A 24,604-nucleotide genomic window follows, 5' to 3' on the forward strand; every position below is an offset into this window, starting at 1 on the left:
CGGGCGTCCCGGCCGGTGCGGCCGTCCTCGCGGTCGCCGCCGGGGCGGCGCTGCGGGTGGTGGTGTCACTCATCGTCGGTCCCCTCGTCTCCCGTCCCGGCCGCGGCGGCGGCGCGGGACGCGGCGCGGGCGGCGGTGCGGCGCGCCACCACGTTGTCGCCGGCGCCGGTGATCGCGGCGACGAGCTCCTCGCCGGACGCGGTCCGGGCGTCGAACACGCCGTTGTTGCGGCCGAGGCGCAGCACCGCGACGGTGTCGGCGACGGCCTGCACGTCGGCCATGTTGTGGCTGATCATGATGACGCCGTGGCCGCGCTCGCGGAGCCGTTCGATGAGGTTCAGCACCTCGGCGGTCTGCGCGACGCCGAGCGCGGCGGTCGGCTCGTCCAGGATGATGATCTTCGGGTCGCCGAGCAGCGAGCGGGCGATCGCGACGGTCTGCCGCTGGCCGCCCGACAGCGCGGCGACCGGCACCTCCACCGCCGGGATCTTCGCGGAGAGCTGCGCCAGCAGTTCCCGGGCCCGGACCTCCATCCGGACGTCGTCGAGGCGGAGCGCGCGCAGCTCGCGGCCGAGGAACAGGTTCTCGATGACGTTGAGGTTCTCGCACAGCGCCAGGTCCTGGAAGACGGTGGCGATGCCGAGCTGCTGCGCGGCGGCGGGGGTGGGGACGGTCACCTCCCGCGACTCGAACGTGATGGTGCCCGCGTCCGGGCGGTGCACCCCGGACAGGACCTTCACGAGCGTGGACTTCCCGGCGCCGTTGTCGCCGACCAGGGCGACGACCTCGCCGGCGGAGACGTCCAGGGAGACGTCGGTGAGAGCGGCGACCGCGCCGAACGACTTGCTGATCCCGCGCAGCGACAGCAGGGGGCCCGCCGCGCCGGCGGCGGCCGCGCGGGTGGGGGTGGGCGATGGTGACATGGCGAACCTTCGAACGGGAGCGGCCGGCCTACTGGATGCCGAGTTCGGCGCACTCGGCCTTGTACTCGGCGGTGCACGCCTCGGCGGCCTTCAGCGGCCCGCCCGGGCCGAACAGGACCTCCTTGATGTTCTCCCGGGTGACGACGGTCGGGGTGAACAGCTCGGAGGGGGTGTCGAAGAGGGTGGTGTTGCCCTTGGGGGTCTCGCCCCGGACGAACTGGTGGGCGGCGACCGCGGCGGCCTCGGCCACCGTCTTGATCGGCTTGGAGATGGTGTTGTACTGGTCGCCCTTGATGATGCGCTGCGCGGCGGCGAGTTCGGCGTCGTTGCCGGTCACCGGGGGCACGTCCTCGCCCGCGGCCTTGAACGCGGCGATGGTGCCGCCGGCCGTCCCGTCGTTGGCGGCGACGACGCCCGCGATCTTCCCCCGGAACTTGCTGATCTGCCCGCTGACCCACTCCTGGGCCTTGCTGGGCTGCCAGCCGGGCGTGTCGTACTCGGCGAGCAGCTCGAACCCGCCGCCGTCGACCGAGCCGTGGACGCCCTTCTTGATGAGGCCCGCGGCGGCGTCGGTCGGCGAGCCGTTCACCTGGAGGATCCCGCCCTCGGCGTCCTCGGCCTTGAGGTGGTCGACGAGCGACTTGCCGATCATCGCGCCGATCTTCTCGTTGTCGAACGAGACGTAGTAGTCGGACTTCGCCTTGGGGATCGGGCGGTCGTAGGCGATCACCTCGACGTCGCGGGACTGCGCCATCCGGACGATCGACGCGGCGGCGGCCGAGTCGACCGGGTCGATGACGATCACCGAGACGCCCTGGGCGAGCGCGGAGGTGGCCTGCTGCTGCTGCTTCGCCGCGTCGGAGTCGGCGTTCTGGTAGAGCACGGAGCAGCCGCCGCACAGCTCCTTCATCTTCGCCTTGAACAGCGGCGCGTCGTACAGCTCGTAGCGGGTCGAGGCGAGGTCCGGCATGAGGAACGCGATCTTCGCGGCGTCACCGCCGCCGCCGGAGGATCCGGAGCTCTGCGACGCGCAGCCGGCGGCGGGGGCGAGCACGGCCAGCGCCGCGCCGATCGCGGCGGCCGTCCTGAGGGGGTTGGTCTTCACTGGGGGTTCTCCTCGGTGCCACGCCCGTGATGAAGGGCGACTGAGCCGGGTGCGGTGGCCGTCCGGCCGGAACGATCGGGCCGCCGCGAGGAGAACGTAACACCAACAACGTTAGAAGTGTCAATACTCGTATGTTAATTAACACTCAAAAACGTGAATTCGACGGCGGCCGGCGGCGAAGCCGCAGGTCACAGGTCCATACCGGTCGTGCGAAGAACAGCGTCGGGACGCGCCCGCGGAAGGGCGGCCCCCGCACCGCCGGGCGCGGCGGTCACCGGCGGCGCGCCGCCACCTCGTAGCGCACGTTGTGCCGGTCGAGCTCGTCGAGCGCCTCCGCGGACGCGCCGTCGTCGACGACGACCCGCTCGAAGTCGCCGAGCGGCGCGACCCGGTGCAGCGCGGTCCGCCCCAGCTTCGTGTGGTCCACCAGGAGCACGTTGCGGGCGGCGCTGCGCAGCATCGCGCGCTTCACCACCACCACGTGCTGCTCCTGGTGGCAGGCGTTGCCGTTGGAGATCGCCGAGGTGGACACGAAGCACAGGTCCACCTGCAGCGCCTCGATCGCCTCGACGCACGAGACGCCCATGAACGAGTTGTGCAGGGGGTCGTAGTCGCCGCCGAGCGCGATGAGCCTGACGCCCTGCACGGGCGCCAGCAGGTTCAGCCCGTCCAGGAAGTTCGTGACGACCGTCAGCGGGCCGGCGTCCTTGAGCCGCCGCGCGACCGCGAGGGCCGTCGTGGAGTCGTCCAGCATGATCGCCATGCCGGGCTCGACGAGGTCCATCGCCCGGTCGGCGATGGCCTCCTTCTCGTCGCGCTGCGCCCGCCCCCGGTACCCGACGCTGCTCTCGAAGACGCCGGAGCGCTGGGCGGTGACGCCGCCGCGGAACTTGCGGACGATCCCCTGCCGCTCGAGTTCGTCGAGGTCGCGGTGGATCGTCATCAGGCTGACCCCGAACCGCTCGGCGAACTCGGCGGCCGTGGCCGAGCCCTGCGCGAGCACGGTCTCGGCGATGGCGTCCTGGCGCAGGGAGGGGCCCCGCCGGGTGCGTTCGCTCATGCCGCTCCTCCGTCCGGACGCCGGGAGGTGCTCCGCAGCCTCGGATGACAGGGGAGTAGTTAACACCAGGAGTGTTAACTACTCAAGACCCGTCGAGCGGCGTCAGCCCAGCTGGACGCCGAAGAACAGCGCGACGAGCGCGCCCACCGCACCCAGGGCGCCCCACGCCGCGAGCCCCGCCTTGGACGTCGCCCGCGCGTGCAGGAACGCCGCGACGCCCGACAGCAGGACGAACGCCATCTTGACGTTCAGGGTCATCTGGGCCTCGTCGCTCATCTCGCCGGACGTCATGTTCCAGATCCCGGTGAGGACGAGGACGCCGAACGCGGGCCACGCGATCAGGTTGAAGCGGCGCGCGGCGACCTTGGTGACGCCGTCGAAGCCGCGCAGCGCGGGGACGAGCGCGCCGAGCACGATCTGCCCGCCGACCCACACGGTCGCGGCGAGCACGTGCAGGAACAGCCGGACGTCGGCGAGCGTGACGCTGAGCACAGGGGCCTCCCGGGGCGAGGCGGCCGCGCCGGGTGCCACGCGGCCGTTGACCTGGACGATCTTTCTCCCGGAACGCTACCGCCCACGCGCGCTGCGCCCCGTCCGGGGCCGGGTGTGGCGCGACGCACAGGATAAATCGGACTTTTCAATTCCTATTTGACTCTAGGCTCGTGACCATGCACCTGACTCAGTCGACCGACCTGGGCCTGCGCGTCCTGATGTCGCTCGGCGCGGGGACCGACCGCCGGTCCGCCGCCGAGCTGGCCGACCGGCTGAGCGTGCCGCCGCAGCACATGGCGAAGATCGTGCAGCGGCTGCGGCGGCACGGGTTCGTCGAGACGGCCCGGGGGCGCGGCGGCGGCGTCGTGCTCGCGCCCGGCGCCCGCGAGGCGACGGTCGGCGCGATCGTCCGGGCCCTGGAGGGCCCCGGCGAGGTCGTCGACTGCGACAGCCCGCCGTGCCCGCTGCGCGGGGGCTGCCGGCTGCGCGGCGCGCTGCGGGCGGCGCAGGAGGCGTTCCTGGCATCGCTGGACGGCGTCCGCCTGCGCGATCTGGTGACCGACCCCGCCGAACCGCTCCTGTTGTCCCTGGCGCCGCCCGCCCCGTCCGTCCCGGACGCGGCGGGAACGCCCCCAGAGGAAGGCTGATGATGCTGTCGTCCGACCACGCCGAGACGGTCCGGGCCACGCTGCCCGCGGTCGCCGCCCACGGTGTCGAGATCACCGGCACGTTCTACGACGCGATGTTCGCCGCGCACCCGGAGCTGCGGAACCTGTTCAACCAGGGCAACCAGGCCAACGGCGAGCAGCGGCAGGCGCTCGCGGGCTCGGTGGCCGCGTTCGCGGAGCACCTGGTGACGCCCGACTCCGGCGTCCCCTTCCAGCAGATCATGTCGCGGATCGCGCACAAGCACGCCTCGCTCGGCATCCGGCCGGAGCAGTACACGATCGTCGGGCGCCACCTGCTCGAGGCGGTGGCCGAGGTGCTCGGCGACGCGGTCACCCCGGAGGTGCACGCGGCCTGGTCGGAGGTGTACTGGCTGTTCGCGACGCTGCTGATCGCCGAGGAGGCGCGGCTCTACCAGGAGGCGGCGTGCGACCCGGCGGCGCCGTACCGGACGTGGCGGGTCGTGGAGCGCCGGGACGAGGCGCGGGACGTGATCTCGCTCGTGCTGGCGCCCGCCGACGGCGGCCCCGTGCCCGCGCACCGGCCCGGCCAGTACGTGAGCGTCGCCGTCACCCTGCCGGACGGGCTGCGGCAGCCGCGCCAGTACACGCTCTCCCGCGCGACCGCCGACGGCACCGCGCAGATCACGCTCCGCCGGGTGCGCGGGACGGACGGCGCCCCCGACGGCGCCGTGTCGACGTACCTGTTCGAGCACGCGGCGCCCGGGACCGAACTGGAGGTGTCGGCGCCGTTCGGCGACGTCGTCCTGCCGGACGAGGAGGACCCGCTCGTCCTGATCAGCGCGGGCATCGGCATCACCCCCGCCGCCGCGATGATCGACCGGCTCGCGGACGCGGGCACCGGCCGGCCCGTCCTGGCCGTCCACGCCGACCGCTCCCCCGACGCGCACGCGCTGCGCGCGCAGATCGCGGACGCGGGCCGCCGGATCCCCGGGTTCCGGCAGGTCACCTGGTACGAGGAGCCCGGCGACGCCGCCGGCGGCGAGGACGTCCGGCACGGGCTGCTCGACGTCGCCGCGCTCGACCTGCCGCCGAAGGCCCGGGTCTTCATGTGCGGGCCGCTGCCGTTCCTGCGGGAGACGCGGCGCGGCCTGCTGGACGCGGGCGTCTCGGACGAGCGCGTCCACTACGAGGTGTTCGGCCCCGACCTCTGGATCCGCTGAGCCGGATCAGCCCACGCGCTCCCATCCCCGGCGGGGTGGGAGCGCCCCCAGTTGCTCGTCCCGGCTGCGGTAGACGATGTAGGGGCGGGTGAGGTAGCCGACGGGGGCGGTGAGCATGTGCACCAGGCGGGTGAAGGGCCAGATCGAGAACAGCAGGAGCGCGCTGAGCGCGTGGAGCTGGAACAGGATCGGCACGCCCGTCATCAGGTCCGGGTCGGGCTGGAAGTAGAAGATCGACCGGAACCACGGCGAGACGGTCGTGCGGTAGTTGTAGCCGCCCTCGACGATGTTCGCGACGACCGTCGCCGCCAGCCCCAGCAGGATCGTGCTGGTCAGCACCGCGTACATCAGCTTGTCGTTGCGGGTCGTCACGGAGAAGACGGGTCCGACCGTCCGGCGGCGGTAGACGAGGATCGCCAGGCCCGCGAGCGTGCACACCCCGGCGATGGTGCCGAGCACCACCGCGATCACGTGGTACGCCGTCTCGCTCACCCCGGCGGCGTCCGTCCAGCTCTCCGGAATGAGCAGCCCGCCGATGTGGCCCACCAGCACGACCAGGACGCCGAAGTGGAACAGCGGGCTGCCGATGCGCAGCAGCCCGCTCTCGTAGAGCTGCGACGAGCGGGTCGTCCAGCCGAACTTGTCGTAGCGGTACCGCCACACGTGCCCCAGGATGAAGATCGCCAGGGCGACGTACGGCAGGGCGACCCACAGCAGGACGGCGTCCACGCCCGGTTCGGCGTCGTGCGCGGCGAGACTGTTCATGGGGCTCCTCCGGGAACCACGGGATCCGGTAGCAGGACGGGCCCGCTGGCCGGGGCGTCCGTCCCGTAGGGCGCGAGGCCGACCTCCTCCTCGGGCGGGCCCTGGGCGACGAGCCGCGCGACCGCGTCGCGGTCGCGGCCGGTGAGCGGCGGCAGCGTCGCCGACACCGCGTCGAGCACGCCCGTCCAGGGCGATTCCGTCTCGGTGAGGGCGAGGCGGAGGAGTTCGAGGCCGGCGCGGTGTTCGAGGAGGAGGCGTCGTCCCTGGGCGAGGTCGCCGGTGGCGGCGAACTCCAGCACGACCGCGAGATGGTCCGGCAGTTCCCCGTCGTCGAGTTCCAGACCGGCCGCCCGGTAGGCGTGCTTGAACCGCAGCAGGGCCATGCCCCGCTTCCGGGTGTCCCCGTGCACGTAGTACGTCAGGTAGAGGCAGCAGCGCCTGCGGTGGTCGAACGTGGCGACGTAGTCGGCCTGCAGGTCGCGCAGCGGCGTCGCGTCCAGGTGGTCGAGGACCGCGCCGAGGCGCGCCCCGGCGGCGGCGGGCACGCTCGCGGCGGCGCGGCGCAGCAGCGGGCGCCGGGCGAGCAGTTCCTCGTCCGGATAGCCGAGCAGCAGCGACGCCGCCTGCCAGACCGTGACGAGCTGGGTGTCGCGCCACCCGGGCGTCCCCGGCCGTCCGAACCCCGGGCGCCTCACGGTTTCGGCTCCGTCTCGGCGGCGCCGGAGTCGGCGGGCGGATTCCCGTCCCCCGGGCCCTGACCGCCCTCGCGGGGCGGGAAGAGCCCGGCGGGAGCGCCCTTGCCGTCCCAGTTGAGGAGGTTGACGCGCTTGCGCTTGTCGGCCGGATCGACCGGACTGTCGGCGGTCTGGCGCTGCCGCAGCATGTGGAAATTCTCAACCGCGATCGGAGCTGCCCCGCCGGACGCCTCCCCGAACGGGCCCGAGCCGCCGCCGAGCCCCGCACCGCCCATTCCGGGTCCGCCTTCGTAGTCCAGGGCGCATTCGGTGGCGAGTTCTTCGAGGTTGTGGGCTTGTTCGGCGTGTGCGGGCGGGATGACGTACCGCTCGTCGTATTTGGCGAGGGCCAGCAGCCGGTACATGTCGTACATGGTTTCGCCGGTCATGCCGACGCTGTGGGGGATGGTGGGGTCGGGGTCGCGGCCGAGGTTGATGTCGCGCATGTAGGCGCGCATGGCGGCCAGGCGGTGCAGGACGGCGTCGACGGGTGCGGTGTCGCCGGCGGTGAACAGTTCGGCGAGGTATTCGACGGGGATGCGCAGGGCGTCGATGGCGCCGAACAGGTTCGTGGCGTTCTCGGCGTCGTGGCCGGTGTCGCGGACGACGTCCACGACCGGTGACAGCGGCGGGATGTACCAGACCATCGGCATGGTCCGGTACTCCGGATGCAGCGGCAACGCCACCCGGTAGGTGCTGATCAACGCGTACACCGGGGACCGTTGGGCTGCTTCGATCCAGTCGGCGGGGATCCCGTCGCGTTCGGCCGCGCGGATGACCTGCGGGTCGTTGGGGTCGAGGAAGACGTTGCGTTGCGCTTCGTACAGGCCGGTGTCGTCGGGTGTCGAGGCTGCTTCCAGGACCCGGTCGGCGTCGTAGAGGACCAGGCCGATGTAGCGCAGGCGTCCGACGCAGGTTTCGGAGCAGACGGTGGGGATGCCGACTTCGGTGCGGGGGAAGCAGAAGGTGCACTTTTCGGCTTTGCCGGTGCGGTGGTTGAAGTAGACCTTCTTGTAGGGGCAGCCGGAGACGCACATGCGCCAGCCGCGGCAGCGGTCCTGGTCGACCAGGACGATGCCGTCTTCGGTGCGTTTGTAGATGGCGCCGGAGGGGCAGGAGGCGGCGCAGCTGGGGTTGAGGCAGTGCTCGCAGATCCGGGGCAGGTAGAACATGAAGGTCTTGTCGAACTCCATCTTCACCTTGTCGGAGATCTGAGCGAGGACGACATCGCGGTCACCGTGCTCGAGCGAGCCGCCCAAATCGTCGTCCCAGTTCGCCGACCACGACACCTTCATGTCCTTACCGGACAGCAGCGACTTCGGCCGCGCGACCGGCGAATTCTCTTGCAGCGGCGCGTTGGTGAGGGTCTCGTAGTCGTAGGTCCACGGCTCGTAGTAATCGTCGATCCCCGGCAGCTTCGGGTTCGAAAAGATCGTCACCAGCTTCCGCAGCCGCCCGCCCGCCTTCAGCGTGAGCCGTCCGCGTTTGTTGAGGGTCCAGCCGCCGCGCCATTTCTCTTGGTCTTCGTAGCGGCGGGGGTAGCCCTGCCCGGGGCGGGTCTCGACGTTGTTGAACCACACGTATTCGACACCGCTGCGGTTGGTCCAGGCCTGCTTGCAGGTGACCGAGCAGGTGTGGCACCCGATGCACTTGTCGAGGTTCATCACCATCGACATCTGCGCCATCACACGCATGACTAGTACGTCACCTCCTGCGAACGGCGCCGGATCACCGTCACCTCGTCACGCTGATTGCCGGTCGGGCCGAGATAGTTGAACGCGAACGACAACTGCGCATACCCACCGATGAGGTGGCTCGGCTTGATCAGCAGACGGGTCAGGGAATTGTGGATGCCGCCGCGGCGACCGGACGTCTCGGCGATCGGAACGTCGATGAGCCGGTCTTGGGCGTGGTACATGTACACGGTGCCTTCGGGCATCCGGTGGGAAACCACCGCGCGGGCCACGACCACACCGTTGCGATTGACGGCCTCGATCCAGTCGTTGTCACGGACACCGATCTTGGCGGCGTCCACCCCGCTCATCCATATCGTCGGGCCCCCGCGCGACAGCGACAGCATGAACAGGTTGTCCTGGTACTCCGAATGAATCGACCACTTGTTATGTGGTGTGAGATACCGGACGGCCAGCCCCAGTTCACCGGTCTCACCCGGCCGAGGCTCACCGAAAAGCGCGTGCATATTGAGCGGAGGACGGAAGACGGGCAACTGCTCGCCGAGTTCGGCCATCCAGTCGTGGTCGAGGTAGAAGTGCTGCCGCCCCGTCAGCGTGTGCCAGGGCTTGAGCCGCTCGACGTTGACGGTGAAGGGCGAATAGCGGCGGCCGCCGCTCTCCGACCCCGACCACTCCGGCGAAGTGATCACCGGCACCGGACGCGCCTGGGTGTCGGCGAACGTGATCTGCGTGCCCTCGTGCTCGGCCGCCAAATCCGCCAGCCCCGTCCCCGTCCGCCGCTCCAGCGCCCGGAACCCCTCGGTCGCCAGACGACCGTTCGTCGTGCCCGACAACGCCAGGATCGCCTCGCAGGCGTGCACGTCCCGCCGCAACGACGGACGACCGTCCGCCGGCCCACCGCGCACGGCGCCGTTCTTGTCGCGCAGGTAGGCGACCTCGCGGTCGGGGTGGAACGTGACGCCCTTCGTGGTGGCGCCGAGGCGTTCCACGAGCGGGCCGAGCGCGCCCATCTTCGCCCCGACGGCCGGGTAGTCGCGCTCGACGGTGACGAGTTTGGGCATGGTGACGCCGGGGATCGGCTCGCACTCGCCCTTGGCCCAGTCGGCGACCCGGCCGTGCGGCGTCGCCATCTCGTCGGGCGTGTCGTGCAGCAGCGGCGCCGCGACGACGTCCGTCCGGACGCCGAGATGCCGTTCGGCGAGCGTGGAGAATGCGGCGCCGATGGCCTGGAAGGCGGCCCAGTCGCTGCGGGTCTGCCAGGGCGGGGCGATCGCGGGATTGAACGAGTGCACGAACGGGTGCATGTCGGTCGTGTTGAGGTCGTGCTTCTCGTACCAGGTCGCGGCCGGGAGCACGATGTCGGAGTAGACGGTCGTACTGGTCATCCGGAAGTCGAGGGACAGCAGCAGGTCGAGCTTCCCGGCCGGGGCCTCGTCCCGCCACACCACCTCCTTCGGCCGGGCGTCCGGGCCGGCCTCGTCGGCGCGGAGGGACGACTCGGCGCCGAGCAGGTGCTTGAGGAAGTACTCGTTGCCCTTCGCCGACGACCCCAGCAGGTTCGACCGCCACACCGTCAGGATCCGGGGGAAGTTCTCCGGGGCGTCGGGGTCGTCGCAGGCGAACTTGAGGCGTCCGGCCTTCAACTCCTCGACGACGTGGTCCGCCACGGGCCGTCCGGCGGCCTCGGCCTCGTCGGCGAGGTCCAGTGGGTTGCGGTCGAACGTCGGGTAGGACGGCATCCAGCCCAGCCGCGCGGACTGCGCGATCACATCGGCCGTCGAGCGTCCCGCCAGCGTCCCCGCACCGGTCGTGGCGGACAGGGTATCGGCGCCGAACGGGTCGTAGCGGAACTGGTCGGTGTGCAGGTAGAACCACGCCGTGCCGATCATCTGGCGAGCGGGACGGGACCAGTCGAGGCCCATCGCCAACTGCGTCCAGCCGGTCACAGGTCGGCATTTCTCCTGGCCGACGTAGTGGGCCCAGCCGCCGCCGTTGACGCCCTGGCAACCCGTCAGCGTCGTCAACGCCAAGAACGTCCGATAGATCGTGTCGGAATGGAACCAGTGGTTCGTCCCCGCACCCATGATGATCATCGAACGGCCGCGGGTCTCCTCGGCGTTGGCGGCGAACTCCCGCCCGATCCGCGCCGCCGCCTGCGCCGGCACCCCGGTGATCTCCTCCTGCCACCCCGGCGTCCCCGGCTCCGACACATCGTCGTACCCCGACGGCCACGAACCCGGCAGACCCGCACGCCCCACCCCGTACTGCGCCAACATCAGGTCATAGACGGTCGTGACCAGGTGGCCGCCCACCGAACGCACGGGGATCCCCCGCCGCAGCGTGCCGGGCGAGCCGTCGGGCACGTCGAAGCGGGGCAGCTCGACCTCGACGGCGTCGCCGCCGATGCCGCCGTCGGGAACGTCCGCGACCGACAGCAGCGGGTCGGCCTCGCCGAGGTCCAGGTTCCACCTGCCCTCGCCCGCGTCGCCGAACCGGAAGCCGAGCGACCCGTTCGGCACGAACGGCCGTCCGGTCGCGGCGTCCATCATCACGGTCTTGAACGCCGCGTTCTCCGACCCGGCCTCGGCGCCGGGCAGGTCCGCGGCGGTGAGGAACTTCCCGGGACGCCAGGGACCGTCACCGTCCCGGTCGAGGCGGACGAGGAACGGCAGGTCGCTGTACTTCTTGACGTAATCGACGAAATACGGGACCTGCCGGTCGACGAAGAACTCCTTCAACACCACATGGCCCATGGCCATCGCCAAAGCCCCATCGGTGCCCGGCTGCGCGGGCAGCCACTCGTCGGCGAACTTGACGTTGTCGGCGTAATCCGGCGACACCGCCACGACCTTCTGCCCCCGATACCGCGCCTCGGCCATCCAATGCGCGTCCGGAGTCCGCGTCACCGGCAGATTCGAACCCCACATCACCAGATAACCCGCGTCCCACCAGTCACCCGACTCCGGAACATCGGTCTGATCCCCGAACACCTGCGGCGACGCCACCGGCAGATCCGCATACCAGTCGTAAAACGACAGCATCGTCCCGCCGATCAACGACACGAACCGCGACCCCGCCGCATGCGACACCATCGACATCGCCGGAATCGGCGAAAAACCCGCCACCCGATCCGGCCCGAACTCCGCGATCGTGTGAACATGCGCCGCGGCGATCATCTCCACCGCCTCGTCCCACGACGCCCGCACCAGACCACCCCGACCCCGCGCGCCCTTGTACCGCCGCGCCCGCACCGGATCCGACACGATCTCCCGCCACGCCGCCACCGGATCACCCGTCCGCGCACGCGCCTCCCGGAACAACTCCAGCAGCACACCCCGCACGTACGGATACCGCACCCGCGTCGGCGAATACGTGTACCAAGAAAACGACGCACCCCGCGGACACCCCCGCGGCTCGTACTCCGGACGATCCGCCCCCACCGACGGATAATCCGTCTGCTGCGCCTCCCACGTGATGATCCCGTCCTTGACGTACACCTTCCACGAACACGACCCCGTGCAATTCACCCCGTGCGTCGACCGCACCACCTTGTCGTGCGACCACCGATCCCGATAGAACGCATCCGCGCTCCGGCCCCCCTTCCGCGTCAGCGTCCGCAGATCGGGCGACACCTCCGCCCGGGTGAAGAACCGGCGGGTCCGCACGAGGGCGTCTTCCAGGGGGCCGTCCAGGCCGGACCGGCCGTTGCGCGCGTTCACCGTTGCGTTCCCCTCCGTCGGCTGCGTTCGGCTATGTCTGGACGGGCCGCGTCCCACGATGCGCCACCGCACGTTGCACCGACGTGACGGTGAAGATCGCCGAGGCGCCCGCGACGGCCGCGAGGAGCAGCAGCCCGACGGCGTAGTTCCCGAAGGCGCCGTAGAGCCCGCCCATGACCAGCGGCGGGACGAACCCGCCCAGGCCGCCCGCCGCGCCGACCACGCCGGTGACCGCCCCGACCTTGTTCGCGGGCGCGAGTTGCGACACCAGCGCGAACGTCGCGCCGCTGCCCGCGCCGAGCGCCATCGCCATCACCAGGAACGCGATCGTGCCGAGCGGGATCAGGGGCGGCGCGAACGCCTGCACGACGGCGGCGACGGTCACGACGGCGAGGGCCATCGCGAGCACCCGCACGGCGCCGAACCGGTCCGACAGCCAGCCGCCGACCGGACGCATGATCACCGCGAGCAGCACGAAGCCCGCCATCCGGTTCGCCGCGTCGCCCTGCTCCAGGCCGTACTGCGTCTTGAGGTAGGTCGGCAGGTACACCGAGAACGCCACGTACCCGCCGAACGTCACCGCGTACAGCGCCGACGCCTGCCAGGTGACGCCCATCCGGGCGGTCTCGCCGAGCCGGCGGGCGAACGGCTGGTCGGGGACGGTGCGTCCGGGGGCGTCCCGTAGCACCAGCCAGGCCACGACGGCGTAGACCGCCAGCAGGATCGCGGTGAGGACGAACGGGAACTCGATCCCGAACTCGTCGACCTCCTTGACCGTGGTCAGCGCGCTGATCGCGGTGCCGCCCATGCCCGCGCCGAACAGGCCCAGCGCCAGGCCGCGGCGCTCCGGCGGGAACCACGCGTTCACGAACGGGACCCCCACCGCGAACGCCGTCCCGCCCACACCCAGGAAGAACCCGCCCACCAGCAGTGCCGCCAGCGATGAGTGCCCGGCGAGCCCGAGGTACAGCAGCGGCGCGATCGTCACGAGCGACACCAGCGGGAACATCACCCGGCCGCCGTACCGGTCGGTGAGCGCGCCCACGGGGATCCGGCCGAGCGACCCCACCACCACCGGGACAGCCACCAGCAGCGCCTGCTCGAAGGACGACAGGTCCAGGACGTCCTGGAACCGGGGGCCGAGCGGGCTCAGCAGCGACCACGCCCAGAAGTTGACGACGAACCCGACCGTCGCGACGACCAGCATCGTCATGGCCCGCCGCATACCGGTCACGTTCCGCGCTCCCTCTGTTCGCCCCGCCCCTGGAACGGAGGAAGATCTTCCCGGCGCGGCTGGAAGTAACCACCCGCCGCGGCGATACCGTTTCCGCAGGACGTGCAGGCACGGGGCGACCCGGAACGGGAGGCGGAACCGACATTGGCTGCTCAGCGTGACCTGGCCGCGGCGCTGCGGCGGGCCGGGGTGTCCGGAGTGGACGACTCCGCGCTCGCCCGCGCGATGTACTCGTCCGACGCGTCCCTGTACCGGGTGCCACCGCAGGTGGTGGTGACCCCGCGGGAGGCGGGCGAGCTGCCGGCGGCGCTGGCGGTGTGCCGGGAGTTCGGGGTGCCGCTGACGATGCGCGGCGGCGGCACGTCGATCGCGGGCAACGCGGTCGGGCCGGGCGTCGTGGCCGACGTCTCCCGGCATCTGAACCGGGTGCTGGAGGTCGATCCGGACGCGGGGACGGCGCTGGTCGAACCGGGCATCGTCCAGGCGCGGCTGCACGAGATCGCGGGCGCGCACGGGCTGCGGTTCGGGCCGGATCCGTCGACGCGGACGCGGGCGACGCTGGGCGGGATGATCGGCAACAACGCGTGCGGGTCGCGGGCGCTGGGCTACGGCCGCACCAGCGACAACGTCCTGGGACTCGACGTCGTGACGGGGACCGGCGAGCGGCTGCGGATCGGCGACGTGCCGGGCGGCGCGGCGGCCGCGGACCTGGAGAGCCCGCTGCTGGAGCGGCTGCGGTCCCTCACCGCCGACCGCCTGGCGCTGATCCGGACGGAGTTCGGGCGGTTCGGGCGGCAGGTGTCGGCGTACTCGCTGGAGCATCTGCTGCCGGAGCGGCGCTTCGACGTGGCGCGCGCCCTGGTCGGCAGCGAGGGCACCCTCGCGCTGACCCTGGCGGCGCGGCTGCGGATGGTGCGCGAACCGGAGCACCGGCTGCTGGTCGTGCTGGGGTACGGGTCGATGGCCGAGGCCGCCGACGCCGTCCCGGGGATCCTGCCGCACGGGCCGGTCGCCTGCGAGGGCCTGGACTCGCGGATCACGGGCGTGGTGGCGGAACGGCGGGGGCCCGGCGCCGTGCCCGGGCTGCCGAAGGGCTCGGGGTGGCTGCTGGTGGAACTCGCCGGGCCGGACGCGGGCGCGCTGCGGGACACGGCGGCGCGGGTCGTCGCCGACGCGGCCTGCACCGGCTCGATGCTCGTCGACGACATGGCGCTGGCGGACGCGCTGTGGCGGATCCGCGAGGACGGCTCGGGCCTCGTCGCCCGCACCCCGGACGGGGAGCAGGCGCACGCGGGCTGGGAGGACGCGGCCGTCCCGCCGGAGCGGCTGGGCGTCTACCTGCGGGAGTTCGAGGCGCTGCTCGGCGAGCACGGGCTGACGGGCGTCCCGTACGGGCACTTCGGCGACGGCTGCGTGCACGTGCGCATCGACTTCCCGCTCGGCCGCGCCGGCGGCACCCGGGTGTTCCGCGACTTCCTGCACGACGCCGCCGCGCTGGCGGCCCGGCACGGCGGCACGATGTCCGGGGAGCACGGCGACGGGCGGGCGCGCGGCGAGCTGCTCCCCCACATGTACTCCGGCGAGGCCCTGGCGCTGTGCGCGGACGTCAAGGACCTGTTCGACCCGGACGGCGTCCTCAACCCGGGCATCATCGTGCGCCCCGCGCCGGTCGACGCCGACCTGCGGGCGGCGCGGGTGCCGCGGGCGACCCGCCGGGACCTGCCGCTCGGCCTGGCCTACCGCGACGACCGCGGCGACCTGTCGCGGGCCGTCCACCGCTGCACCGGCATCGGCAAGTGCCGGGCGGACAACACGGGTGCGGGTGGCGTGATGTGCCCGTCCTATGTCGCGACCCGGGAGGAGAAGGACTCGACGCGGGGGCGCGCGCGGGTCCTGCAAGAAGTGGTGTCCGGGAAGCTGGGGCCGGACGGGTGGCGCTCGGAGGCCCTGCACGAGGTTCTGGACCTGTGCCTGTCCTGCAAGGGATGCGCGTCCGACTGCCCGACCGGGATCGACATGGCCTCCTACAAGGCCGAGGCCCTGTACCAGCGGTACCGCCGCAGGATCCGCCCGCGCGCGCACTACGCGCTGGGGTGGCTGCCCCGGTGGACGCGCCTGGCCGCGCGCGCCCCCGCGACGATCCGTCCCGCGAACGCCGCGATGCGGTCGAAGGCGCTGCGGCCCCTGGTGGCGTGGGCCGCCGGGATCGACCGGCGCCGGACGCTGCCGGAGCTCGCGCCGGTGACGTTCCGCCGCTGGTTCTCCTCGCACGTGTCGCCCGAGGGCCGCCACGGCGACGTCGTCCTGTTCGTGGACACCTTCACCGACGCGTTCGCGCCCGACGTCGGGAAGGCGACCGTGCGGGTGCTGGAGGACGCCGGGTACCGCGTCACCGTGACCGGGCGGCCCGTGTGCTGCGGCATCACGTGGATCTCCACCGGGCAGCTCGACGGCGCCCGCGCGCAGGCGCGCCGCACCGTCCGGGCGCTGCTGCCGCACGTCCGGCGCGGCGCGAGGGTCGTCGGGATGGAGCCGTCCTGCACGGGCGTGCTCCGCGCGGACGCCGAGGAGCTGCTCGAGGGGGTGGACGCGGCGGCCGCGCGGGAGGTGGCCGCCGCGACCCGCACGCTCGCCGAGCTGCTGGCCGAGACCGGCGACTGGACGCCGCCGGACCTGTCGGGCGTGTCCGGGGTCGCGCAGCCGCACTGCCACCACCACGCCGTCATGGGCTGGCGGCCGGACGCGGCGCTGCTGCGGGACGCGGGCGCCGACGTGCGCGGGATCGGCGGCTGCTGCGGGCTCGCCGGGAACTTCGGCGTCGAGAAGGGCCACCACGACGTGTCCGTCGCGGTCGCCGGGCACCGGCTGCTGCCCGCCGTCCGCGACGCCGCCGACGGCGACGTCGTCCTCGCCGACGGGTTCAGCTGCCGCACCCAGCTCGATTTCCTCGCCGGCCGGACGGGCGAGCACCTCGCGCAGCTCCTCGCCCGCCACCTGCCCCGGGAGCCGGGGGACGCGGGCGCTCCGGAGGGCGTCGGGTGAGAGCGGCCGTCAGCGGGGCGCCTCGCCCAGCGTGCGGGAGAGGGTGAGCGCGGCGGTGTGGACGGCCGGGGCGACCGCGGCGAGCCGCATCCCGGTGGACCAGCCCGACACCGACAGGGCGCCGATCGCCTCGCCGTCCGCGCCGAGGACGGGGCTGGCGGCGCACACGATCCCGTTGCCGGACTCCTCGCGGTCGTAGGCGACGCCCTCCGCGCGGATGCGCTCGAGCTCGCGGGCGAGCAGGCCGGGCGCGGCGACGCTGCGGCCGGTGGCGCGGACCAGCCCGGCGTCCACGACGGTCTGCACCACCTCCGGCGGGGAGAACGCCAGGATCGCCTTGCCGACGCCGGTGACGTGCGCGGGGAGCCGGCCGCCGACCTTCGACGGCATCGGCGGGCCGCCCGGGGAGCCGAGGATCTCCACGTAGACGACCTCGGCGCCCTCCAGGACCGCGAGGTGGACGGTCTGCCGGGTCGCCTCCCGCAGGTCCGACATGTACGGGACGGCGGCGTCGCGCAGCACCCGCTGGCGCGGCACCCGCTGCCCGATCTCGAACAGCCGCAGCCCGAGCCGGACCCGGGGGCCCTGGCGTTCGAGGAGGCCGGCCTCGACGAGGTCGAGGGCGATGCGGTGCGCCGTCGACTTGGGCAGGCCGCTGCGGCGGGCGAGCTCCGCCGCGCCGAGGCCGTCGTCGTCCGCGCGGAACGCGGTCAGCACCGCGACGACGCGCCGGAGAAAACTGTCATCGGACGGCATCACCCCACTTTAGGAGAAGCGTCCCACCGTGCGGGACGCCCGCGTTGCCGCACCGCCGTCCCCGCGGGCAGGCTCGGAACCGCCATAACGACGAAAGGACGGCCATGGACCCCGGTTCGGTGGAGAAGGCCGCGGGCGCGCTGCTGGACGCGTACGCCACCGGCACCCCCATCTCCCCCCTGACGCAGGAGTACCCCGACATGTCCATCGCCGACGCCTACGCCGTCCAGGCGGTGCAGGTGAAGACGTGGACGGACGCGGGGGCGCGCGTCAAGGGCCACAAGGTCGGGCTGACCTCGGCGGCGATGCAGCGGCAGCTCGGCGTGAACTACCCCGACTCCGGCGTCCTGCTGGACTCGATGTTCCTCCCGGAGAACGACGCCATCGAGCGCAGCCGGTTCCTGCAGCCGCGCGTGGAGCCGGAGGTCGCGTTCGTCCTCGGGCGTCCCCTGGCCGGTCCCGGGGTGACCGCGGCGGACGCCGTCGGCGCCGTCGAGTACGTGCTGCCCGCGCTGGAGGTCATCGACTCCCGCATCGCGGACTGGAAGATCAAGCTGCCGGACACGATCGCCGACAACGCGTCCAGCGGCGGCGTCGTGCTCGGGACCCGGCCCGTCCGGCTGGACGGTCTCGACCTCGCGCTGATGGGCTGCCTGCTGCACCGCAACGGGAACCTGATCGACACGGGCGCGGGCGGCGCCGTGCTGGGCTCGCCGATCAACGCGCTGGTGTGGCTGGCGAACGTGCTCGGCGAGAGCGGCGGGTCGCTCGAGCCGGGGCACGTGGTGCTGCCCGGCTCGATCACCGCGATGGTCCCGGTCGCGCCGGGCGACACCATGACCGCCACGTTCGCCGGAGTGGGTTCCGTCACCGCCCGGTTCGGAGGGCCCGATGACCGGACGTGAGGAGCGCGGCGACCGGGGTCCGGTCGCCGCGGAGCCCGGGGGCCTGGGGAATCGTCTCCCCACAGGAGAGGAGAGAACGTGAGCAAGCTCAGCGCCGCGATCGTCGGGCCGGGCAACATCGGCACCGACCTGCTCGTCAAGCTGCTGCGCAGCGACCTGATCGAGGTCCACTCGATGATCGGGGTGGACCCGGGGTCCGACGGCCTGGAGCGCGCCCGCAAGATGGGCGTCCCGGCGTCGGCGGAGGGCGTGGACTGGCTGCTGAAGCAGCCGACGCTCCCCGACCTGGTCTTCGAGGCGACGTCCGCCAAGGCGCACCTGGCGAACGCGCCGCGCTACGAAGAGGCCGGGATCACCGCGATCGACCTGACGCCTGCCGCGACGGGCCCGTACGTGTGCCCGCCGGTGAACCTGGACTCGCTGGCGGACGTCCCGAACCTCAACATGATCACGTGCGGCGGGCAGGCGACGATCCCGATCGTGCACGCGGTGTCGTCCGTCGTCCCGGTGCCGTACGCGGAGATCGTCGCGTCGATCGCGTCCCGCTCGGCCGGGCCGGGGACGCGCGCGAACATCGACGAGTTCACGGTGACGACGGCCGGTGCGATCGAGCGGGTCGGCGGCGCCGAGCGCGGCAAGGCGATCATCATCCTGAACCCGGTCGACCCGCCGATGATCATGCGGGACACGGTGTTCTGCGCCATCCCCGCGGACGCCGACACCGACGCGATCGCGGCGTCCGTCGAGAAGATGGTCGCGCACGTCGCCGAGTACGTGCCCGGCTACACGCTGCGGGCCGAACCGCAGTTCGACGAGCCCCGCGACATCTGGAACGGGATGGCCCGCGTGGCGGTGTTCCTGGAGGTCAAGGGCAACGGCGACTACCTGCCGCCCTGGGCCGGCAACCTCGACATCATGACGGCGGCCGCCGCCCGGGTCGGCGAGCAGCTCGCGCGCAGGAAGGTGGCATCATGACGACTCCGCAGGCCCCGGCCGAAACGCCGCAGAAGATCCGGATCACCGACTCGACGCTGCGGGACGGCAGCCACGCGATGGCGCACCGCTTCACCGAGGAGCAGGTCCGCGGCGTCGTCCACGCGCTGGACGGCGCGGGCGTCGAGGTCATCGAGGTGACGCACGGCGACGGGCTCGGCGGGTCGTCGTTCAACTACGGCTTCTCGCTCGAGGACGACATCAAGCTCGTCTCGGCCGCCGTGGACGAGGCCGTCCGGGCGAAGATCGCGGTGCTGATGCTGCCGGGCCTCGGCACCGTCGAGGACCTGCGCAAGGCGCACGGGGCGGGCGCGTCGGTCGCCCGCATCGCCACGCACTGCACCGAGGCGGACGTGTCGCTGCAGCACTTCGCCGCCGCCCGCGACCTCGGCATGGAGACCGTCGGGTTCCTGATGCTGTCGCACCGGGTCGGCCCGGACGAGCTGGCGAAGCAGGCCCGCGTCATGGTGGACGGCGGCGCCCAGTGCGTGTACGTCGTCGACTCGGCGGGCGCGCTCGTCCTCGGCGACGCGCAGGAACGGATCAGCGCGCTCGTCAAGGAGATCGGGCACGAGGCGCAGGTCGGTTTCCACGGCCACCAGAACCTGTCGCTGGGCGTCGCGAACTCGGTGCTGGCGCAGCAGAACGGTGCGCTGCAGATCGACGGCGCCCTGTGCGCGCTCGGCGCGGGCGCGGGCAACTCCCCCACCGAGGTGCTGGTCCCGACGTTCGAGCGGCTCGGCGTCCCGACGGGCGTGGACGTGCAGGGCGTGATGGCCGCCGCCGACGACGTCGTCAAGCCGTTCCTGCACCGGCTGCCGTTCGCCGACCGGGGCGCGATCACGCAGGGGTACGCGGGCGTGTACTCGAGCTTCCTCCTGCACGCGGAGCGGGCCGCGGAGCGCTACGATGTGCCCGCGCACGAGATCCTGCAGCGGGTCGGCGAGGCCGGCTACGTCGGCGGCCAGGAGGACATGATCATCGACGTGGCGCTCCAGCTCGCCGCCGAGCGCGAGAAGGCGTCCGCCTGACCCCGGGCACGACGGCGGAGAGGGGCGGGGAGCGCGGCTCCCCGCCCCTCCGCGCGTGCGCGGCGCGTCAGCGGTCGGCGGGGCCGGCGGTGTCGGCGGCCAGGCGGAGGCGCTCGGCGAAGCTCTCCCGCAGCAGCGGGCCCCACGGGTAGCCGGACGGGACGTCCAGGGCGCGGCCGAGCACCTCGCGGGCCTCCCCGGGACGGCTCTCGCGCGGGTCGCCCGCGTGGCGGGCGGCGAGCAGCGCGTACATGTGGTCGAGCGCGCCGAACGCCTCCCCGGCGAGCGCCGGGAGCGTCCCGTCGGTGACGGCCTGCTCCACGACGGGCTCCCACCACAGGTCGGCGGGGTCGGCGTCCTCGTCGTCGCCGCCGAAGTCGCGGCGGAGCCGGGCCCGCACCTGCGCGGCCGTCCCCGGATCGGCGAGGCCGCGGCGCCACACCTCGCGGGCCTCGGCGTCGCGGCCGCGCAGCGGCAGGGTGCGGGCGAGCAGCTCGGTGGCGAGCGGCCCGGCCTCGGGGTCGGCGGGCTCTCCCTGGCCGCCGAGGGCGGCGCCGAACGCGGCGACGGCCTGGTCGAGGCACGCGATGCCGAGGGTGACGGCGAGGCGGGCGTGCGCGTACGGGGCGGCGGCCCGGTCGATCAGCTTCAGGCCCGCGGTCAGGACGCGCTGCGCGCGGACGGGGTCGCCGCGTTCGAGATGCCGCTGCGCGAGGTCGTGCGCGGCGGGCGGCCCGTGCTCGGGATCGCCGGTGGCCAGCACGGCCTCCCAGTGGCCGCGGGCGGCGTCGAAGTCGCCGGCGTCGTCGGCGAGCCGGGCGAGGGCGAGGTGCGCGGGCGGCAGGTAGGCGGGGTTGCCGAAGTCGACGACGACGCGCCAGGCGGGCGCGGCGAGGTCGTGCTCCCCGGCCCGCTCGTAGGTGAGGGCCAGGTGGTAGGCGGCGCGCGGGCCGTACTCGGGGTCGCCGGTGGCGATGGCGGCCCGGTCCGCCTCCCGGGCGCGCTCGGTGTCCCCGGCGTCGTCGAGGACGGCCGCGAGCCCGAGCGCGGCCCGCGCCCGGTGCGGGGTGTCGCCGAGGGCGAGCACCTCGTCGAACAGGGCCGCGGCGCGGGCGGACTCGCCGCGCTCGGCGAGGTCGCGGGCCTCCTCGAGCAGCCGGGCCGGGTCCGGCGCACGCTCGTCGGGATCGGTGGCCGCGGGTACGGGATCCGGGGACTCGCTCATCGGTCTTCTTCTGCCCTCTGGGGGTCGGGGTCGGCACCGAGCCTAGCGATCCGGCGGCGCTTCGTCCCGTGGCGACACCCGTCACCTTTTGCGGCGACTTCGGGCGTGTTCGCCCGATGCCGGGCCCGCGGCGGCGCCTGCCGGAGCAGTCGCCGCCGCGGGTCCCGGACGGGCGGAACGGTCAGTCCTCGAACTCCTCGGGCGGCGGGCAGGAGCACACGAGGTTGCGGTCGCCGTACGCCTGGTCGATGCGGCGGACGGGCGGCCAGTACTTGCCCTCGCGCAGCGCCGGCAGCGGGTACGCGGCCTCTTCCCGGGTGTACGGGTGCTTCCAGCCGTCGGCGATGAGCTGCGCGGCGGTGTGCGGGGCGTTCTTCAGCGGGTTGTCCTCGCGGTCGTAGCCGCCGTCGGCGACCCGCTGGATCTCCCGCCGGATCTCGATCATCGCGTCGCAGAACCGGTCGAGCTCGGCGAGGTCCTCGCTCTCGGTCGGCTCGATCATCAGGGTGCCGGCGACCGGGAACGACAGGGTCGGGGCGTGGAAGCCGTAGTCGATGAGCCGCTTGGCGACGTCCTCGGCGGTGACCCCGGTCTCCTTGGTGATCTTGCGGAGGTCGGCGATGCACTCGTGCGCGACGAGGCCGTTCCGTCCCGTGTAGAGGATCGGGTAGTGCGGGGCGAGGCGCGCGGCGAGGTAGTTCGCGGCGATGATCGCGCCCTCGGTGGCAGCGCGCAGCCCGTCCGGGCCCATCATCGCGATGTACGCCCACGAGATCGGCAGGATGCCCGCCGAGCCCCACGGCGCCGCCGAGATCGGGCCGACGCCCGTGCCGGACGGGCCGGCCTCCGGGCGCAGCGGATGGTTCGGCAGGAACGGCGCGAGGTGCTCGCGGACGCCGATCGGGCCGACGCCCGGCCCGCCGCCGCCGTGCGGGATGCAGAACGTCTTGTGCAGGTTGAGGTGCGAGACGTCCGAGCCGAACTCGCCGGGGCGGGCGAGCCCGACGAGGGCGTTGAGGTTGGCGCCGTCCACGTACACCTGGCCGCCCGCCGCGTGCACGGCCTCGCACACCTCGGTGATCGTCTCCTCGAACACGCCGTGCGTGGACGGGTACGTCACCATGATCGCGGCGAGCCGGTCGCCGTGCCGGCCGATCTTGGCGTGCAGGTCGTCCAGGGCCACGTTGCCGCCCTCGTCGCACTTGACGACGACGACGCGCATCCCGGCCATGACGGCGCTCGCGGCGTTGGTGCCGTGCGCGGACGACGGGATCAGGCAGACGTCGCGGTGCTCCTCGCCGCGCGACGCGTGGTAGCCGCGGATGGCGAGCAGCCCGGCCAGCTCGCCCTGCGACCCGGCGTTCGGCTGCACCGACACCTTCGCGTACCCGGTGATCTCGGCGAGGTTCGCCTCCAGCTCCCCGATCAGCTCGACGTAGCCGGCGGCCTGGTCGACGGGGGCGAACGGGTGGACGTTCGCGAACTCCGGCCAGGTGATCGGCTCCATCTCGGCGGTCGCGTTGAGCTTCATCGTGCAGGAGCCGAGCGGGATCATCGACCGGTCGAGGGCGATGTCCTTGTCCTGGAGGCGGCGCAGGTAGCGCAGCATCGCGGTCTCGGAGCGGTGCGCGTGGAAGACCGGGTGCGTCAGGTAGGGGCTCTCGCGGCGCAGGTCGGCGGGGATCGCGCCGGCGACCTCGCCGGCGTCCCCGGCGGGGACCCCGAACGCCTCGAGGACGGCGGTGACGTGCTCGGGCAGCGTCGTCTCGTCGCAGGCGACGCCGACCCGGTCGGGACCGTCCTGCCGCAGGTTGACGCCGCGCTCGCGGGCCGCGGCGACGACCTCGGCGGCACGGCCTGGGACGCGGGCGAGGACCGTGTCGAAGAACGCGCCGTGCACGACCTCGACGCCGCCGCGGCGGAGACCGTCGGCGATCTCGGCGGCCCGGCGGTGCGCGCGCTGCGCGATCGCGGCGAGCCCCTCGGGACCGTGGTAGACGGCGTACATGCTCGCCATCACGGCGAGCAGGACCTGCGCGGTGCAGATGTTGCTGGTGGCCTTCTCGCGGCGGATGTGCTGCTCGCGGGTCTGCAGGGCGAGCCGGTAGGCGGGCGCCCCGTCGACGTCGACGGACACGCCGACGAGCCGTCCCGGCAGCTGCCGCCGCAGGTCGTCGCCGACCGACATGTACCCGGCGTGCGGGCCGCCGAAGCCGTACGGGACGCCGAACCGCTGCGCGGACCCGACGGCGATGTCGGCGCCCGACTCCCCCGGCGGGCGCAGCAGCGTCAGCGCGAGCAGGTCGGCGGCCACGACGACCGTCGCGCCCCGCTCGTGCGCCTGCGCGGACAGCGGCGCCAGGTCGCGGACGGCGCCGGACGCGCCCGGGTACTGCAGCAGCACGCCGAAGAAGTCGCCGTCGGGCAGCCCGCCGGACACGTCGGCGACCACGACCTCGATCCCGAGCGGGACGGCCCGGGTGCGGACGACCTCGATCGTCTGCGGCAGCGCGTCGGCGTCCACGAGGAACCGGCCGGGCTCCTTGCGCCGGGACGCCCGGTGCGCGAGCGCCATCGCCTCGGCGGCGGCGGTGCCCTCGTCCAGCATGGACGCGTTCGCGACCGGCAGCCCGGTCAGGTCGGCGACGGCGGTCTGGAAGTTCAGCAGCGCCTCCAGGCGCCCCTGCGAGATCTCCGGCTGGTACGGGGTGTACGCGGTGTACCAGCCGGGGTTCTCCAGGACGTTCCGCATGATCACGCCCGGCGTGATCGTCCCGTGGTAGCCGAGGCCGATCATGGAGGTGAGGACGGTGTTGCGGGCGGCCAGCTCGCGGAGCCGGTCGAGCGCGGCGGTCTCGCTCAGCGCGGGCGGCAGGTCGAGCGGGCGGGCGGTGCGGATCGCGGCGGGGACCGCCTCGTCGATCAGCGCCTTCGCGCCCGAGTAGCCGATGGCGGCCAGCATCCGGTCGCGGTCGGCCGCGGACGGCCCGATGTGCCGGTCGGCGAACGCGGCGCGGGGATGCTGCGGCGCGGCCACGGGGGCGAAGAACTGGGCGGTCATGGAGGAGCCTCCTGGC

General features: G+C 73.0%; 18 protein-coding genes. 6 read left to right on the forward strand and 12 right to left on the reverse strand.

Translation table 11 applies throughout. The features are described 5' to 3' along the window. Positions 1-65: 65 nt before the first annotated feature. The 4 genes from ACFQ11_RS27700 to ACFQ11_RS27715 all read right to left on the reverse strand — a co-directional run bounded on the left by ACFQ11_RS27700 (position 66) and on the right by ACFQ11_RS27715 (position 3,580). Positions 66-923, reverse strand: coding sequence for an ATP-binding cassette domain-containing protein (locus ACFQ11_RS27700; RefSeq protein WP_378303823.1), 858 nt, complete (start codon positions 921-923; stop codon positions 66-68). A gap of 28 nt (positions 924-951) precedes the next feature. Beyond that, positions 952-2,028, reverse strand: a complete 1,077-nt coding sequence (locus ACFQ11_RS27705; RefSeq protein ID WP_378303825.1) for a substrate-binding domain-containing protein — start codon at positions 2,026-2,028, stop codon at positions 952-954. A 271-nt stretch (positions 2,029-2,299) separates the two neighbouring features. Continuing rightward, positions 2,300-3,088, reverse strand: a complete 789-nt coding sequence (locus ACFQ11_RS27710; RefSeq protein WP_378303827.1) for a DeoR/GlpR family DNA-binding transcription regulator — start codon at positions 3,086-3,088, stop codon at positions 2,300-2,302. Between the two features lie 102 nt (positions 3,089-3,190). Then, a complete protein-coding gene (locus ACFQ11_RS27715; protein ID WP_378303830.1) occupies positions 3,191-3,580 on the reverse strand; it encodes a hypothetical protein in 390 nt (129 codons plus the stop codon). 176 nt (positions 3,581-3,756) lie between these two features. Here ACFQ11_RS27715 and ACFQ11_RS27720 point away from each other — a divergent pair, with 176 nt between their 5' ends. After that, positions 3,757-4,227 (forward strand): RrF2 family transcriptional regulator, encoded by a 471-nt coding sequence (locus ACFQ11_RS27720; protein ID WP_378303832.1) that lies wholly within the window; start codon positions 3,757-3,759, stop codon positions 4,225-4,227. Next, positions 4,227-5,429 carry a globin domain-containing protein gene (locus ACFQ11_RS27725; RefSeq protein ID WP_378303833.1) on the forward strand — a complete coding sequence of 401 codons (1,203 nt, stop codon included), beginning with the start codon at positions 4,227-4,229 and terminating at the stop codon, positions 5,427-5,429. The genes ACFQ11_RS27720 and ACFQ11_RS27725 overlap by 1 nt, the downstream gene beginning before the upstream one ends. 6 nt (positions 5,430-5,435) lie before the next feature. Here ACFQ11_RS27725 and narI read toward each other — a convergent pair whose 3' ends face one another. Genes narI through ACFQ11_RS27750 form a run of 5 tightly spaced genes read right to left on the reverse strand, consistent with a single transcriptional unit; the run spans position 5,436 to position 13,566 of the window. Continuing rightward, positions 5,436-6,194, reverse strand: a complete 759-nt coding sequence (gene narI / locus ACFQ11_RS27730; RefSeq protein WP_378303834.1) for a respiratory nitrate reductase subunit gamma — start codon at positions 6,192-6,194, stop codon at positions 5,436-5,438. Next, positions 6,191-6,889 carry a nitrate reductase molybdenum cofactor assembly chaperone gene (gene narJ / locus ACFQ11_RS27735; RefSeq protein WP_378303836.1) on the reverse strand — a complete coding sequence of 233 codons (699 nt, stop codon included), beginning with the start codon at positions 6,887-6,889 and terminating at the stop codon, positions 6,191-6,193. The genes narI and narJ overlap by 4 nt, the downstream gene beginning before the upstream one ends. Then, complete coding sequence (gene narH, locus ACFQ11_RS27740; RefSeq protein ID WP_378303838.1) at positions 6,886-8,622, reverse strand: nitrate reductase subunit beta; 1,737 nt, start codon at positions 8,620-8,622, stop codon at positions 6,886-6,888. The genes narJ and narH overlap by 4 nt, the downstream gene beginning before the upstream one ends. A gap of 2 nt (positions 8,623-8,624) precedes the next feature. Further along, positions 8,625-12,341, reverse strand: a complete 3,717-nt coding sequence (locus ACFQ11_RS27745; RefSeq protein WP_378303841.1) for a nitrate reductase subunit alpha — start codon at positions 12,339-12,341, stop codon at positions 8,625-8,627. 31 nt (positions 12,342-12,372) lie between these two features. Continuing rightward, positions 12,373-13,566, reverse strand: coding sequence for an MFS transporter (locus ACFQ11_RS27750; RefSeq protein WP_378303871.1), 1,194 nt, complete (start codon positions 13,564-13,566; stop codon positions 12,373-12,375). Between the two features lie 153 nt (positions 13,567-13,719). On the opposite strand from ACFQ11_RS27750, the gene ACFQ11_RS27755 reads away from it, so the two are divergent. After that, the gene (locus ACFQ11_RS27755; protein ID WP_378303843.1) at positions 13,720-16,617 is read left to right on the forward strand and encodes an FAD-binding and (Fe-S)-binding domain-containing protein; all 2,898 of its coding nucleotides are present in this window, start codon (positions 13,720-13,722) and stop codon (positions 16,615-16,617) included. Positions 16,618-16,626: 9 nt separating this feature from the next. Here ACFQ11_RS27755 and ACFQ11_RS27760 read toward each other — a convergent pair whose 3' ends face one another. After that, a complete protein-coding gene (locus tag ACFQ11_RS27760) occupies positions 16,627-17,373 on the reverse strand; it encodes an IclR family transcriptional regulator (RefSeq protein WP_378303845.1) in 747 nt (248 codons plus the stop codon). Between the two features lie 104 nt (positions 17,374-17,477). Between ACFQ11_RS27760 and ACFQ11_RS27765 the strand changes: the two genes are divergently transcribed. The 3 genes from ACFQ11_RS27765 (at position 17,478) to dmpG (ending at position 20,302) form a co-directional block, all read left to right on the forward strand. After that, positions 17,478-18,278 carry a 2-keto-4-pentenoate hydratase gene (locus tag ACFQ11_RS27765; RefSeq protein ID WP_378303847.1) on the forward strand — a complete coding sequence of 267 codons (801 nt, stop codon included), beginning with the start codon at positions 17,478-17,480 and terminating at the stop codon, positions 18,276-18,278. A gap of 78 nt (positions 18,279-18,356) precedes the next feature. Then, positions 18,357-19,253, forward strand: a complete 897-nt coding sequence (locus tag ACFQ11_RS27770) for an acetaldehyde dehydrogenase (acetylating) (RefSeq protein ID WP_378303849.1) — start codon at positions 18,357-18,359, stop codon at positions 19,251-19,253. Continuing rightward, positions 19,250-20,302 (forward strand): 4-hydroxy-2-oxovalerate aldolase, encoded by a 1,053-nt coding sequence (gene dmpG, locus ACFQ11_RS27775; RefSeq protein WP_378303851.1) that lies wholly within the window; start codon positions 19,250-19,252, stop codon positions 20,300-20,302. Before ACFQ11_RS27770 ends, dmpG begins: the two co-directional genes overlap by 4 nt. A 67-nt stretch (positions 20,303-20,369) precedes the next feature. Here dmpG and ACFQ11_RS27780 read toward each other — a convergent pair whose 3' ends face one another. Next, positions 20,370-21,527: a tetratricopeptide repeat protein gene (locus ACFQ11_RS27780; RefSeq protein WP_378303853.1), complete on the reverse strand. Its 1,158-nt coding sequence runs from the start codon at positions 21,525-21,527 to the stop codon at positions 20,370-20,372. 181 nt (positions 21,528-21,708) lie between these two features. Then, complete coding sequence (gene gcvP / locus ACFQ11_RS27785; protein ID WP_378303855.1) at positions 21,709-24,588, reverse strand: aminomethyl-transferring glycine dehydrogenase; 2,880 nt, start codon at positions 24,586-24,588, stop codon at positions 21,709-21,711. Positions 24,589-24,604: the final 16 nt, after the last annotated feature.

The sequence above is a fragment of the Actinomadura sediminis genome (assembly GCF_042675525.1).
Classification (GTDB): Bacteria; Actinomycetota; Actinomycetes; order Streptosporangiales; family Streptosporangiaceae; genus Spirillospora; species Spirillospora sediminis.